The 13,712-nt window shown below is 69.7% G+C and carries 13 protein-coding genes and 1 other RNA gene; 10 read left to right on the top strand and 4 right to left on the bottom strand.

Annotation, left to right across the window (positions count from 1 at the left end; all coding sequences use genetic code 11):
• Nucleotides 1-31: 31 nt before the first annotated feature.
• The 5 genes from D1409_RS09175 (at nt 32) to D1409_RS09155 (ending at nt 4,859) form a co-directional block, all read left to right on the top strand.
• Entirely contained in the window at nt 32-916 is an 885-nt protein-coding gene (locus D1409_RS09175; RefSeq protein ID WP_123536323.1) for a shikimate dehydrogenase family protein, read from the top strand.
• 97 nt (nt 917-1,013) lie between these two features.
• The gene (locus D1409_RS09170) at nt 1,014-1,577 is read left to right on the top strand and encodes a helix-hairpin-helix domain-containing protein (RefSeq protein WP_123536320.1); all 564 of its coding nucleotides are present in this window, start codon (nt 1,014-1,016) and stop codon (nt 1,575-1,577) included.
• A 63-nt stretch (nt 1,578-1,640) separates the two neighbouring features.
• Nucleotides 1,641-3,167: an aminodeoxychorismate synthase, component I gene (gene pabB / locus D1409_RS09165; RefSeq protein WP_123536318.1), complete on the top strand. Its 1,527-nt coding sequence runs from the start codon at nt 1,641-1,643 to the stop codon at nt 3,165-3,167.
• Nucleotides 3,168-3,294: 127 nt separating this feature from the next.
• A complete protein-coding gene (locus tag D1409_RS09160; protein WP_123537075.1) occupies nt 3,295-3,912 on the top strand; it encodes an anthranilate synthase component II in 618 nt (205 codons plus the stop codon).
• Nucleotides 3,909-4,859, top strand: a complete 951-nt coding sequence (locus tag D1409_RS09155) for an aminotransferase class IV (RefSeq protein WP_123537074.1) — start codon at nt 3,909-3,911, stop codon at nt 4,857-4,859. Before D1409_RS09160 ends, D1409_RS09155 begins: the two co-directional genes overlap by 4 nt.
• A gap of 4 nt (nt 4,860-4,863) precedes the next feature.
• Here D1409_RS09155 and D1409_RS09150 read toward each other — a convergent pair whose 3' ends face one another.
• Nucleotides 4,864-5,937: a saccharopine dehydrogenase family protein gene (locus tag D1409_RS09150; protein WP_123536316.1), complete on the bottom strand. Its 1,074-nt coding sequence runs from the start codon at nt 5,935-5,937 to the stop codon at nt 4,864-4,866.
• A 150-nt stretch (nt 5,938-6,087) separates the two neighbouring features.
• Here D1409_RS09150 and D1409_RS09145 point away from each other — a divergent pair, with 150 nt between their 5' ends.
• Complete coding sequence (locus tag D1409_RS09145; protein ID WP_123536314.1) at nt 6,088-6,636, top strand: Rieske (2Fe-2S) protein; 549 nt, start codon at nt 6,088-6,090, stop codon at nt 6,634-6,636.
• A gap of 9 nt (nt 6,637-6,645) precedes the next feature.
• Here the strand turns inward: D1409_RS09145 and D1409_RS09140 are convergent, their stop codons facing one another.
• Nucleotides 6,646-6,936: a transcriptional regulator gene (locus tag D1409_RS09140; protein ID WP_123536312.1), complete on the bottom strand. Its 291-nt coding sequence runs from the start codon at nt 6,934-6,936 to the stop codon at nt 6,646-6,648.
• Between the two features lie 156 nt (nt 6,937-7,092).
• Between D1409_RS09140 and D1409_RS09135 the strand changes: the two genes are divergently transcribed.
• The gene (locus D1409_RS09135) at nt 7,093-8,070 is read left to right on the top strand and encodes a sugar phosphate nucleotidyltransferase (RefSeq protein WP_123536310.1); all 978 of its coding nucleotides are present in this window, start codon (nt 7,093-7,095) and stop codon (nt 8,068-8,070) included.
• A 54-nt stretch (nt 8,071-8,124) separates the two neighbouring features.
• On the opposite strand, the gene merB is transcribed toward D1409_RS09135, so the two are convergent.
• Nucleotides 8,125-8,781, bottom strand: a complete 657-nt coding sequence (merB, locus tag D1409_RS09130; RefSeq protein ID WP_123536308.1) for an organomercurial lyase — start codon at nt 8,779-8,781, stop codon at nt 8,125-8,127.
• Nucleotides 8,782-8,839: 58 nt separating this feature from the next.
• Here merB and D1409_RS09125 point away from each other — a divergent pair, with 58 nt between their 5' ends.
• Nucleotides 8,840-9,202 carry a winged helix-turn-helix transcriptional regulator gene (locus D1409_RS09125; protein WP_206425019.1) on the top strand — a complete coding sequence of 121 codons (363 nt, stop codon included), beginning with the start codon at nt 8,840-8,842 and terminating at the stop codon, nt 9,200-9,202.
• Nucleotides 9,203-9,736: 534 nt separating this feature from the next.
• Here the strand turns inward: D1409_RS09125 and rnpB are convergent.
• An RNA gene (gene rnpB, locus D1409_RS09120) (RNase P RNA component) lies at nt 9,737-10,087 on the bottom strand.
• A gap of 107 nt (nt 10,088-10,194) precedes the next feature.
• On the opposite strand from rnpB, the gene D1409_RS09115 reads away from it, so the two are divergent.
• The gene (locus tag D1409_RS09115; RefSeq protein ID WP_123536306.1) at nt 10,195-12,018 is read left to right on the top strand and encodes an Hvo_1808 family surface protein; all 1,824 of its coding nucleotides are present in this window, start codon (nt 10,195-10,197) and stop codon (nt 12,016-12,018) included.
• A 9-nt stretch (nt 12,019-12,027) separates the two neighbouring features.
• Nucleotides 12,028-13,383: an Hvo_1808 family surface protein gene (locus D1409_RS09110; RefSeq protein ID WP_206425018.1), complete on the top strand. Its 1,356-nt coding sequence runs from the start codon at nt 12,028-12,030 to the stop codon at nt 13,381-13,383.
• Nucleotides 13,384-13,712 lie beyond the last annotated feature (329 nt).

Below are 13,712 nucleotides of genomic sequence, written 5' to 3'. Positions count from 1 at the left end.
CCGTTATGTCCGCCCCCGAACAGTGGCCGATATGGACGTCTACGGACTCGTCGGCAACCCGGTGGGCCACTCGCTGTCGCCCCCGATGCACGAGGCGGGCTACGAGGCGCTCGGCCTCGACGCCCGCTACGTCACGTTCGAACCGCCGAAAGACGGCGCCGCGGCCGCCATCGAAGGCGCGGCCGCCCTCGGCGTCGCCGGCCTCAACGTCACCATCCCGTTCAAGCAGGACGTGCTCGCCGCCGTCGACCCCGACCCGCTCGCCGCCCGGATCGGCGCGGTCAACACCGTCGACTTCTCCGGCGACGAACCGACCGGCCACAACACCGACGCCGTCGGCGCGACGCGGGCGCTCCGCGCCCACGACGTGGCCCTCTCGGGAACGGCCGTCGTCGTCGGCGCCGGCGGCGCCGGACGAGCGGTCTCGTTCGGCCTCGCCGACGAGGGGATGGCCGTCCGGATCGCCAACCGCACCGAGTCCAAAGCCCGCGACCTCGCAGCGGACGTACGCGGTGACGACACGGAATCGGCGGACGACGCGGAACCTGCAGACGGCACGGAACCGGCGGACGGCGCCGGATCTAGCGGCGACGCGCCGGACGTCACCGGTCACGGTCTCGACGCCCTCCCGGACCTGCTCGCCGAGGCCGACGTGCTGGTCAACGCGACCAGCGTCGGGATGGAAGAAGACGCGACGCCGGTGCCCGCCGACGCGCTGCACGGTGATCTGGGCGTGCTCGACGCGGTGTACCAGCCGCTGGAGACGCGACTCCTCCGGGACGCCGACCGGGCGGGCGCGACGACGGTCGACGGCGCGTGGATGCTCCTCTACCAGGGCGTCGCGGCGTTCGAGCGGTGGACGGGCCGCGAGGCGCCGGTCGACGAGATGAACGACGCGCTCCGGGCGCGCCTCTGAACGGGTCACCGCGACCGCGTGACATGACCGTCGCCGGGACGTGGGTCCGTCGGAATCGCAGAAAGAGGTTAAGTGATGGGGTCCGCTAGGGACCTGCATGGGGCTCATCGAGCGTATCAAATCTGCACTCGGGCTGGGCGCGTCCACGTCGACCTCTCGGTCCGCGCCGTCCGGCGCCGACGGTCCGTCGCCGGGCGACGACGCGTCTCCGGGCGGATCGACAGGTACAGGCGACGCGGCCGACCGCGCGTCCGACGACGGCGTCGACGTGACCGTCGAACACGAACCCGCGACCGCGACCGAAGACGCGGTCAAGGGGACCGACACCGCTGCGGACAGCGAACCGACGGCCGAAGTCGACTCGTCGACCGACACCGAGTCGACGAGTGAGACGGTCGAGACCGACGACACGGAACCGGACGTAACGGAAGACGAGGGCGAGGCCGAGGACGAGGCGACGGGCGCGCCGACCGAACCGGCGCCCGACGCCGAACTCGAGGACATCAAGGGGATCGGGCCGACGTACGCGGAGCGACTGCGCGAGGCCGGCGTCGGGGGCGTCGGCGAACTGGCCGAGGCCGACGCCGAGGCGCTCGCCGAGGAGACCGACATCGCGACCTCACGCGTCGAGGACTGGGTCGAACAGGCGAAACTGTACTGACGTCCTCGACCTGGCTTGCGGGGACCGAAAACCGGTTACCCTCCGCGTGCTTCTGTGTGCGTAATGACGACACCGCGGGTCGTGACCGACAGGACCGCCTTCGAGCGCGTCGCGGCCGACGCGTCGGCCGGCGCACGCGTTCCCGTCGAGGCACGCGTGTCGGTCGACGACCCGTTCGACGCCTACCGCCGCGCCCGCGACGGGCCCGGCGGCTTCCACCTCGAGACCACCGGCGGCCAGTCCGGCTGGGGCTACTTCGGCGTCGACCCCGTCGACAGACTGATCGTCTCGCCCGAGGACGCCGCGGCCGCGTCCGGCGATAGCTCGCCCAGCATCGACGCGCTCGTCGACCGTCTCGCCGAGGAGTCGCTGGCCCGCGGCGACTGCGAGGTGCCCTACCCCTGCGGAGCGGTCGGCTGGCTCTCCTACGACGTGGCGCGCGAACTCGAGGACCTGCCGGCGAGCGCCGAACCCGACCGCGAGCTGCCCCGCCTCCAGATCGGCGTGTACGACCGCCTCGCGGCGTGGGCGGAACCGCGCGAGAGCGAGCAGAGCGAGGGCGGCGACGACACCACGCTCCGCGTGACGGCCTGTCCCCGTGTCGGGGGATCGGCGGGTCGGTCGCCCGCGGACGCCTACGAACACGGGCGCGAACGGGCGCTGACCCTGGCTCGCGCCGCGGTCGAGGGCGACCCCGCAGTCAGCGACCCACCGGCGGCGACCGACGCGGCCCGCTTCGAGAGCGACTGCGGCCGCGACGCGTTCGCCGAGCGCGTCCGCAGGGTCAAGGCGTACGTCCGCGAGGGCGACACCTTCCAGGCGAACGTCTCCCAGCGCCTCACCGCGCCGGCGGCCGTCCACCCGGTCGCGGTGTTCGACGCGCTCCGCGCGGTGAACCCGGCGCCGTACTCGGCCCTGCTGGAGTTCCCCGGCGTCGACCTGGTGAGCGCGAGCCCCGAGTTGCTCCTCGACAGGGACGGCGACCGCCTCGTCACCGAACCCATCGCGGGGACCCGACCGCGCGGCGACACCCACGAGGAAGACGAGTTCCTCGAGTCCGACCTCGTGGCCGACGAGAAGGAGCGCGCCGAGCACGCGATGCTGGTCGACCTCGAACGCAACGACCTCGGGAAGGTGAGCGAGTACGGCACCGTCGAGGTCAGCGAGTACCGCCGCGTCGACCGCTACTCCGAGGTGATGCACCTCGTCTCGCTCGTCGAGGGGCGCCTCCGCGCCGACCGGGACCTCGGCGACGCCGTCGCGGCCGTCTTCCCGGGCGGCACGATAACCGGCGCGCCCAAACCCCGGACCATGGAGATCATCGACGAGGTGGAGTCGACCCGGCGAGGCCCCTACACCGGGAGCATCGGCATCTTCGGCTTCGAGGGACGCGCGACGCTCAACATCGTGATCCGGACGCTCGTGCGCTACGGCGAGGAGTACCATCTCCGCGTGGGGGCCGGGATCGTCCACGACTCCGTCCCCGACCGCGAGTACGAGGAGACGCTCGACAAGGGTCGGGCGCTCATCACCGCCGTCGACGAGGCGCTGGGCGACCGCGCCGCGTTCACCGTGGAGGACGATGCCTGACCCCTCCGCGCCCGACGCCGGCGTCGCTCCGGTCGCCCCCGCGAGCGGACCGCTCCCGACGGACGACGCCGCCGCCCTCGAAGACCCCACCGCCGCGGACGCGACGGCCGTCGACCGCGTCGAGGAGATGACCGTCCTCGTCGTCGACAACTACGACTCCTTCGCCTACAACCTCGTCCAGTACGTCGGTGAAGTCGTCACGACCGCCGACCTGCTCCCCGAGGTCGCAGACGGCGAGGTCGTCGTCCACCGCAACGACGCCGTGGACGTGGCCGGGATCCGCGAACTCGACCCCGACGCGATCGTCGTCTCGCCCGGCCCCGGAACCCCGCAGGACGCGGGCGTCTCGATGCCGATATTTCGCGACCTCGACTACCCGACGCTTGGCGTCTGTCTCGGCCATCAGGCGCTGTGTGCGGCCAACGGCGCGCGCGTCGGCCACGCCGAGGCGGTCGTCCACGGGAAGCCGTCGCCGGTCGACCACGACGGTCGGGGGATCTTCGCGGGCCTCCCCGACGGCTTCCGGGTCGGCCGCTACCACTCCCTGGCCGTCGAGCGCGCGGACCTCCCCGACGTCCTCGAAGAGACCGCCCACACCGACGACGAGGCGGGCGTCGTGATGGGCGTCCGCCACCGCGAGCGCCCCCACGTCGGCGTCCAGTTCCACCCCGAGAGCATCCTCACCGACCACGGGAAACAGCTGATAGAGACCTTCTGCCGGATGGCGCTGGAGTGGTCGCGATGAGCGACGACCAGCTATCCTACCACGTGGACGGCGACCTCGTCCCGGCCGACGAGGCGACCGTCTCCGTCCGCGACAGGGGGTTCATGTACGGCGACGGCGCGTTCGAGACCCTGCGAGTGTACGGCGGCGAGTCGTTCGAGTGGACCGCCCACCGCGAGCGCCTCCAGCGGACGGCCGAGACGCTCGGATTTCCCGACGCCGTCCCCGACGACCTCCGCGAGCGCGTCGACGACACCCTCGCCGCGAACGACCTGACCGACGCGTACCTCAAGATATCGGTGACGCGCGGCGTCCAGCCCGGAAAACTGACGCCCGACCCCGACGTGGACCCGACGGTCGTCGTCTACGTCTCTCCGCTCCCCCGCGGCGGCGTCGACGGCGAGTCGGCGTGGGACGGCCCGGCGACGGTCCAGACGGTTCGGACCCGCCGACCACCTGATGCGGCGCTCCCGGCCGACGCCAAGACCCACAACTACCTCCCCGGGATCCTCGCCCGCCTCGAACTCCGACGGGCCGCGACCGACGAGTTCGCCGCCGACGAGGCCGTGATGCGGACCACCGACGACTACCTCGCCGAGGGCGCGACGAGCAACCTCTTCTTCGTCGACGAGGGCACGCTGAAGACGCCGAGTACCGACCTCCCGATCCTCCCGGGCGTCACCCGCTCGGTCGTGATGGGGCTCGCCGACACGGAGGGGTTCCCGGTACGGACGAGCAGGTACGCGCTCGACGACCTGCGGGACGCGGACGAGGTGTTCCTCACCAACTCGACGTGGGAGATACGCCCCGTGACCAGCGTCGACGGCATCGACGTGGCGGTCGGTCCGATGACGAAACTGCTCTCGCGACTGTTCGACGAGCGGGTCGAGCGCGAGCACTACGACGACGGAACTGACGGCGACGGAGCTGAGGGAAGCGGAGCGGACGGCGACGCGGACGACGCCTGACCGGCTACGACGCGTCGCGGGCGTCGATCGGGTCGTCGGAGCGCTCGACGCCTTCGACGTCGAGGATCAGGTCCGGTCCGAAGGCGCCGGCGGGCGTCTGGAACCCCTCGGGCGCGTCCCCGTCGACGACGCGCTCGGCGATCTCGACCGCGGACAGTTTCGTCAGCCGGTACGCCTCCGGCGTGACGAGTCGCGACACGGCGCGCTCCCCGTCCTCGCTCTCGACCTCGCCCCAGACGTAGTTCCGGGCCTCTCGCCGCTCGCGTTCGCTCGGGCCGTCGATCCGGGAGTCGATCACCGATTCGAGGAGCGATCGGACGGCCCCGGACCCGGCGAGCGGCCCGAGGTAGCGTCCGAGTCGAGCGGCCCGGATCGCCCATCCCGGCGCCGCGGTGTACACCTCGATGGACCCGATCCCGGTGGTGTGGTACGCGGTCGCTACGTCGCCCCACGGGATCGTCATCGCCGACCGCTCGCCGTCGCCGAAGTCGATCCGGCGGGTGCGCCACGCGGTCGGCACCGACTCGATGCGCCCCTCTCGGCGGACCGCACCGCCGTCGCCGAGACCTCTGAGGGCGGTCCGCGCGGTCCCCGGCGACATCCCGCCCGACGCCTGGAAGCCCAGCGAGAGCCGTTCGGCGTCGGGCAGTCGGTCGGCGAGGTGCGCCGCGAGACAGTCGGTGGGGACCACGTCGAAGCCGACGCCCGGGAGGACGGTGATCCCCGCTTCCTCGGCGTCTTCGTCGCGGATCGCGAGCCGTTCGAACACCGGGATCTCGCCGGTGATGTCGAGGTAGTGGGTACCGGTGCGGAGACACCCGTCGACCACCGGTTCGGCGGTGTCCTCGAAGGGCCCGGCGCAGTTGAGGACCGCGTCGACCTCCTCCAGGGCCAGGTCGAGCAGGCGCGGTTCGTCCAGATCGAAGACGCGCTCCTCGCACTTCTGCCGGATGGCCTGGTTCTCGACGGCGTTGCGGTCCCGACCGGCGACGACCACGTCGAGGTCGCGACCGGTCGCTTCCTCGACGACGAGACGCCCCGTGTAGCCGTACGATCCGTAGACGAGGAGGTCTGCCATGCCCCGGCGTTCGCCGGGTGCGTGGAAAAGGGTTGGCGTGGCGGCCGTGGGCGCGACTCCCGACGCGGCTCCGCCGGGGACCGGACCGACTGGAACGGACCCGATTGCACGAACCGTTGCGTTCAAGCGACGACGGGCCCACGCGGCCGTATGGACGCGACGCGGATCGCCGACCCGGCCGACGTCTCGACTGACGACACCTTCCTCTTTCGCGTGCGCTCGGTCGACGGGAGCGACGTCGCCAGTGGGGACGCCGCCCTCAGGTCCGACGAGAGTGCGGCCGAGAATGCGGCCGACGACGGCGCCGACGGCATCGCGATGCCCGACGACATGCAACAGGGCGACGACGACGTCCGCGAGGCGATCCTCCTCAGACTGGCGACCGAGAACGGCGACGAGGGCGAGGTGGTCTGCTGGCTCAACTACTGCCAGCACATGACCCACATCAAACTCGACAAGGGGTCGGGCGCGCCCGTCCGGGACGGCGAAGTGATCTGCGCGAACCACGGCGCGCTGTTCGCCGCCGACTCCGGGAAGTGCACGTACGGCCCCTGTGAGGGGGCGTTCCTGAACGAGATAGACGTGCGCGTGACCGACGGCGGCGTCTACCTCGACGACGACGAGTACGAGTACGTCGGCGAGGGACCGGTCGAGTCCGACGACGACGACCTCTCCTCCAGTTCGAACGTGATCCTGTAGTCTCGGGCCTCACTCGATCACGAACGCCGGTTCGGAGACGGACTCGCACTTGCACTCCGGGCAGCGCGCCGGGCGGTTGACGAGGTCGTCGAACTCCTCGAAGCCGCAGTCGTCGCAGGTCGGCGGCGCGACGAGCAGCGTCTCGTCGGTGGGTTCGAGCGACTGGGAGATGTGTTCCACGTGGTCGAGGGCGGCGTCGGTTCGGACTTCGAACTCGCGGGCGAGCGCCCCGGCGGCCATCGGTTCCTCGCGGAGTCTGTCGGCGATACGCTGGCGCGTCGTCCGACTGGCCTCGCGCATACCGGGGGTTGGTGAAGCGGTTACAAATCCTTTCTGCCGGTGACCGCCCGACCGCCCGGCCGCCTGACCGCCCGACCGCCCGACTGCCCGGCCGTCGGCGGGCGTGGCATCTGTCCAATGAAAAAGACCTTGGCGGGGCGATGCGGAGAGTAGGATATGGACGCTGTCGTACTCGCGGGCGGCTACGCCACGCGGCTCTGGCCGATCACGCGCCATCGGCCGAAGATGATGTTGCCAGTGGGTGAGACGACCGTCATCGACCGGGTGCTCACGGAACTCGAGTCCGACGACCGGATCGAGGACGTGTACATCAGCACGAACGAGCGGTTCGCGCCGGAGTTCAGGGCCCACCTCGCCGAGCACGACTACGAGAAGGCCCAGCTCTCCGTCGAGGACACCACGGACGAGGACGAGAAGTTCGGCGTCATCGGCGCGCTCGCACAGCTCGTCGACCGCGAGGGGATCGACGACGACGACTTGTTCGTGATCGCCGGCGACAACCTCATCAGCTTCGACGTGAGCGACTTCCTCGACAGCTACGAGGAACACGGCAGTACGACGCTCGCGGCCTACGACGTGGGGTCGCTGGAGAAAGCCCGGTCGTACGGGCTCGTCACGCTGGATGGCGACGAGGTCGTCGACTTCCAGGAGAAGCCCGACGACCCCAACAGCACGCTCGTCTCGATCGCCTGCTACGTCTTCCCCGCCGACCAGGTGCGGTTCGAGGAGTACCTCGCGGACGGCAACAACCCCGACGAGCCCGGCTGGTTCGTCCAGTGGCTCGTCGAGCACGACTCCGTCTACGCCTACGTGTTCGACGAGGCGTGGTTCGACATCGGGACGCCCGAGAGCTACCTCGACGCGGTCGCGTGGTACCTCGACGGCGCGAACCAGGTCGCCGAGAGCGCGACCCTCGACGGGACGGACCTCGGCGAGAACGTCCACGTCCTCGCGGACGCCGAGGTCGTCGACTCCCACCTCGACGGCTCGGTCGTCTTCCCCGAGGCGACGGTCCGGGACTGCGACATCCGTGACTCGATCATCGACCGCGAGACGCACCTCGAGAACCTCGACCTCGCGGGCGCGCTCATCGGCGCCCACACCACGATCACGAACGGCGACGGCCAGCACTGAGCGCCTGCTACCGATACGTTCCCGTCGCCGTCGAACTGCCGACGGCCGCTTCCCTCAGCAGCAGCCGCCGTCGGGACTGCACCCGCCGCCGGGGCGCTGTGCGCCCTCTTCGAACAGCGCGTCGGCCAGTTCGCGTGCTATCGCGACGCCCTCGCGGGCCGGGACGGCCGTCGTCGCTCCGTCGGCCTCGGCGGCCCACTCCTCGTACTCCGCATCGTCTTCGAAGGTCTGGACGAACCCGCAGACCTCCTGGTACACCCGCTCTATCGACACCTCGTCGCCGTCGACCCCCTCTGAGATGCCGATGGACACGACCGCGTCGTCGTGCGAGACGCCCACGCCGTCGGCGCGGACCTCGAACTCGACCTCGGTCCCGCGGACGGGCGTCGTCGAGCGGACCGTCCCCGTCTCGCCGGTCAGGAACGGGTAGGCGAGCGGGTCGAGCACGCAGATGTACGTCTGCGCGCCGTCCGCGCCGACGAACGCGTGGTCGCCGTCCTCGACCGTACAGAGGTCGTCGACGGTGGGCGTTCGGTCGTACTCCCGCTCGATCGCCCCGCGCATGTCCGCGACCCACTCGGCGGCGGTCTCCGGCCGCTCGGCGCTCCCGTACAGGCCGGCGAACCCGTCGCCGACCGCCGGCGGGAGGACCACGTCGGCGAGCGATAGCTTCGGCCCGATACTGTCTGATCCGTCTACTTCAGTCCACATGCGTCTATAGTTCGGAGAGCAAAGCTATTAAGCTGTCAAGTCCAAAGTATCGAATCCAATGGGAGACACCGAAGCGATGGCGGAGACCGGCTGTGAGTGCGCGGATCCGGCGTGTCACTGTCTGCTCTCGGAGCCGATGGCCCTGCTCGGGAAGAAGTACGTGATGGACGTCGTCTGCGTCGTCGCCAACCACGGGACGGTGCGGTTCGGCGAGATCGAGGCGCATCTCCCGGGGGCGAGCACGTCGACGCTGTCGACGCGACTGGACGAACTCGTGGAGGCGGGGCTGGTAGAGCGCGAGCGCTACGCGGAGATCCCGCCGCGCGTCGAGTACGAACTCAGCGACGAGGGCGAGGAACTCGGTGAGCGACTCCGGCCACTCGTCGAGTGGGCGATGGAGCGCGACGAGGAGTGCTGCTAGCGGTTGCAGGGGACGCGGTTTCTTTCGTCGATGTCTGTTCGTGGGGAGAACCAGTCGGTCCGCTAAGTGTGTGTGCGGACTGAGTGATTGTGTCCAGTTGGTGGGTTGTGGAAGGGAGTCGAGTTGGAGCGACCGCAGGGAACGGGGAGAGTCGAAAGCCCTCGGCGCGCTCCGGTCGAGGGGCTCGCTGCGCTCCTCGCTCCGCTGCGGTGCTTGCGTCGCCCGTCTTCCCGGAGTGCGCCTCGCCCTTTCAGTCCGCCGGAAGACTCGCTCCGTTCGTCTTCCGAGCCTGCGCTCGCTCCGCTCGCGCAGACGCCAGGGACCGCACAGCACCGCGCCTCACACCTCCCCAGCCGATTCCTTCGGTCACTCCGTTCCCTCAGTCATCCCTCGCACGGCTACGTCGCGCGGTTCTCGCAGTGCTCGAACACGCGCGACAGCGCGCGCCACCGCACTCGTTCATTCTGCGGGCTGTACTGAGCATCCACGCCAGCGAAATGAACGCGGTGTACCGGTCGCTCGGCGGTGTGTGACGGCTGAGGGGAGTAAGCCCCCTTCTGTTCGGCCCGGCATTCGGCTGAGCGTCCGCGCTTGCGTCCGGGCTACCTTACCGCGCGGACTTGCACCGGTGAGGATTCGCCGTTCCATCCGTTCTCCGCGGTCTGCCCTCGGTGGGTTAGCTCCCCGTCGCTTCCCGGCGAGGCCGGTCGCTTCGGGTTCGCGCACGTCATCGGTCGCGCGGAGTGGTCTCGTTTCTGTTCCAGCGCCAGCGGTCTCCCGCTCCGGGTTTGCACCCGGTCACCTGCCCGGACGGTGGGGGGACTTTCCTCATGCCTCTCGCCCGCGAATCGGGCTCGGAGGCACGGAGGCCGGGCTCCCTCTGCCAGCGACACGTAGACGACTCCGACGATTAAGCCGTTCGGTCCGCTCCCCGACCCGTCGGCCGACAGTGGGGCGATTTTTATGCTACCCACCCCATGGTCCCGGTAGACATGCGTACCGCCCTCTCGGTCGTCGTCGCCTGTGTGATGGTGCTGTCCGTGGTGGCCGCGGTCCCCGCCGCGGGCGCCGCGACACCGGCCGACGACGCCGTGCCGGTAGACGACGCGACGACGGACAGGTCCCCGAACGACGCCGACGCCGACGCGACCGAGCGGTCGACCGTCCAGACCGGTGACGCGTGCGCGCCCGTCGCCAACGGGACGGCGCCCGACGACCCCGACAGCGACCGACTCGGCTGGGAGAACGGCTGCTGGTACAACGAGTCGATCGACGTCGACCGGTCGGACGGCCTCAACGACACGGAACTCGACGCCGTCGTCGGCCGCGCCATGGCCCGCGTCGAACAGATCCGCGAACTGGAGTTCAACGAGACGGTCCCGGTCGAGGTCATCTCCCGCGAGGAGTTCCGCAGCACGAGGCAGTACAACACGACGACCAACGACACCCTCCACCAGAACGTCAAGTGGGAGGCCATGCTGATGGTCGGCGAGGACACCGACGCCATCTCGGTCCAGGAGCAGAACGTCGGTTCGACCGTCGGCGGCTACTACAGTCCCCGCGAGGAACGGATCGTGATCGTCTCGGAGAACACCACCTCGCCGAAGATGAACGAGGTGACCCTCTCGCAGGAGCTGTTCCACGCGCTGCAGGACCAGCGGTTCAACATCTCCGCGTTCGAGCAACACACGGAGGAACTCCACAACGCGCGCGACGGCATCATCGAGGGAGACGGCAACTTCGTCGACCGTCTGTACAGTGAGCGCTGCATGGCCGAGTGGAACTGTCTGCTCCCCGAGTCCTCGGCTGGCGGCGGTGGCGGCGGGACCACCTCGATCCACTACGGCATGTACCTGCTGACCTACCAGCCCTACAGCGACGGGCCGAACTTCGTGCGGAGCATCTACCGGAGCGAGGGCTGGGAGGGCGTCAACGCCGTCTACGAGAACCCGCCGGCCAGCACGGAACAGACGATCTACCCCGAGAAGTACGGCGAGGACGAACCGACGAACGTGAGCGTCACCGACCGGTCCAGCGAGGAGTGGTCCGTGCCCCAGATCGAGAACGGGACCGTCGACTACGCGCAGTTCGGCGAGGCCGGCCTCGCGACCATGCTGTTCTACCCGTTCTACGACTCCGGCCGGACGGAGACGCCAGTGGTCGGACAGCGCTCGTTCTTCAACATCACCGCCGGTGGTCAGCTCAGCGCCACCGACCCGATCAACTACTCGACGCAGTACACCGACGGCTGGGACGGTGACACGCTCTACCCCTACGTCACCGACGACTCCGCCGAGACCAACGAGACCGGCTACGTCTGGAAGACCGTCTGGGACTCCGAGGACGACGCGGCGGACTTCGTCGAGGGGTACTCGATGCTGCTCGACTACTACGGCGCCGAACCCGTCGACGAGCGCGCGAACACCTACCGGATCGCCGACGGGCAGTACGAGGACGCCTTCTACGTCAACCACACCGGGACGACCGTGACGCTCGTCAACGCGCCCTCGGTCGACCAACTGAGCGATGTCCGCGCCGGCGCCGCGCCGGAAGCGGAGTCGACGCCGACCGACACCGCGACCGAGGAACCGTCGACCGACACTGCGACTGCGACCGACGAACCGTCGACCGACACCGCGACGGCCACCGACGAACCGATGGCCGACGACGGCGGGATGGGTGACGGCGATAGCGACGGTGAGTCGACCGACGCCGAGACGGAGACCACCGCCTCTGGCTCCGGTGCCGGCTTCGGCCTCGCGGTCGCGCTCGTCGCCGTCGCGCTCGCCGGTGTGGCACTGCGTCGGTGGGAGTGAGTTCCCCCGATGGTACGCGAGGGATCGGACGCGAACCGCGCGCGACTCGTGCTGGCCGGAGTCGTCGCGCTCGCGCTCCTGGCCGGCTGTGCAGGGCTGGAGTCGCTCGGCGGCCACCCGCCGGGCGACCCCGCCGGCGACCGCATCGGCTGGGAGAACGGCTACTGGTACGACGACCCGGTGTCGGTCACGCCCGAAGACGGGTACAACGCCAGCGAGCGCGAGGCCGTCGTCGCCCGGACGATGGCTCGCGTCGAGCGGATCCGCGACCTCGAGTTCAACGAGACGGTCCCCGTCGACGTGATCTCGCGCGAGCAGTACCTCGAGAACCGGACCGGCGGTGGCAACGGCTCGGCGACCTACGAGCGCTGGAACGACCAGGTCTGGGAGTCGCTCTTTATCGTCGGCGAGCGTTCCTCGTACTCGAACAGTAGCGACGAGACGCTCGGCCAGAGCGTGCAGGGGTACTACTCGCCCGGGAAGGACTCCATCGTCCTCGTCAGCGACTCGGAGACGCCCACCATCGACAGGGCGACGCTGGCTCACGAACTCGTCCACGCGCTCCAGGACCAGCACTTCGGCTTCGGGTCCGACGGCGAGACGCAGGACCGGCAGCTCGCGAACCGCGGCGTCACCGAGGGCGACGCCCGCTACGTCGACGTGCTCTACACGAACCGCTGTGGCTCGCAGTGGTCGTGCATCCCCGAACCGCCCAGCGACGGCGGTGGCGGGTCGGGCGGCGGCGAGTACAACCGCGGGCTGTTCCTGACCATCTACACCCCCTACGCCGCCGGGTCGCGGTTCGTCGACGGCGTCCGCTCCGACGGAGGGTGGGACAGCGTCGACGACCTCTACGACGCGCGCCCGGCGAGCACCGAACAGATCATCCATCGGAACAGGTACCCCGACGAGCGGCCGGTGAACGTGACGGTCGCCGACCGCTCGAACGGCGAGTGGGACCGCTTCGACCACGACCCCGTCGCGGACACGGTGGGCGAGGCGTCCATCTACGCGATGTTCGTCCACAACGACGCCGTAGACCCCGAAGACCGCTACAGCTACCAGTCGAAACCGTCCGCCGGCTGGGGCGGGGATAGCGTCGTCCCCTACACGAACGGCGAGACCGGCGCGTACGTCTGGAAGACCGTCTGGGACTCCGAGCAGGACGCGAAGCAGTTCCACGAGGCCTATCTGGACGTCCTCGACGAACACGACGCCAGCAACCCCCGCGAGAACGTGTACGTCGTCCCCGACTACGACGACTTCGACGACGCCTTCCGCGTCGTCCGGAACGGCGACACCGTCCGGGTCGTCAACGCCCCGACCGTCGACGACCTCGACGACGTTCACTCTCGAGCGGGATAGCGCTGCGGTGTCGATCCGTGTCCAGACAGCACTGCCGCCGCTGCCGATAGCGTACGGCAAACTAGTGTGAAAGCCCCCTTTCATTTCCGTCCGTTTCGGATGATTCGACAGTCTGTATGGGTGGGAATGAAAGGGGCGGGGCGTCTGGCGAAGGCGGACGAAGTAAGCACCGCAGGCCGAAGGCCGAGGAGCGCAACGAGGCCCCCGAGCCAGACGGCCCGGGGCTTTCACGCTGTTCGCGGTTTCGTCTCCGTTCGCGGTTTCGTCTCCGTTCGCGGTTTCGTCTCCGTTCGCGGTTTCGTCTCCGTCTGCGGTCGCAGTTCTTTCCG

The organism is Halosimplex salinum, from assembly GCF_003730195.1.
Lineage (GTDB): Archaea > Halobacteriota > Halobacteria > Halobacteriales > Haloarculaceae > Halosimplex > Halosimplex salinum.
The sequence above is the reverse complement of the archived record's forward strand: the minus strand, read 5'-3'. Positions and strand labels throughout refer to the sequence as shown.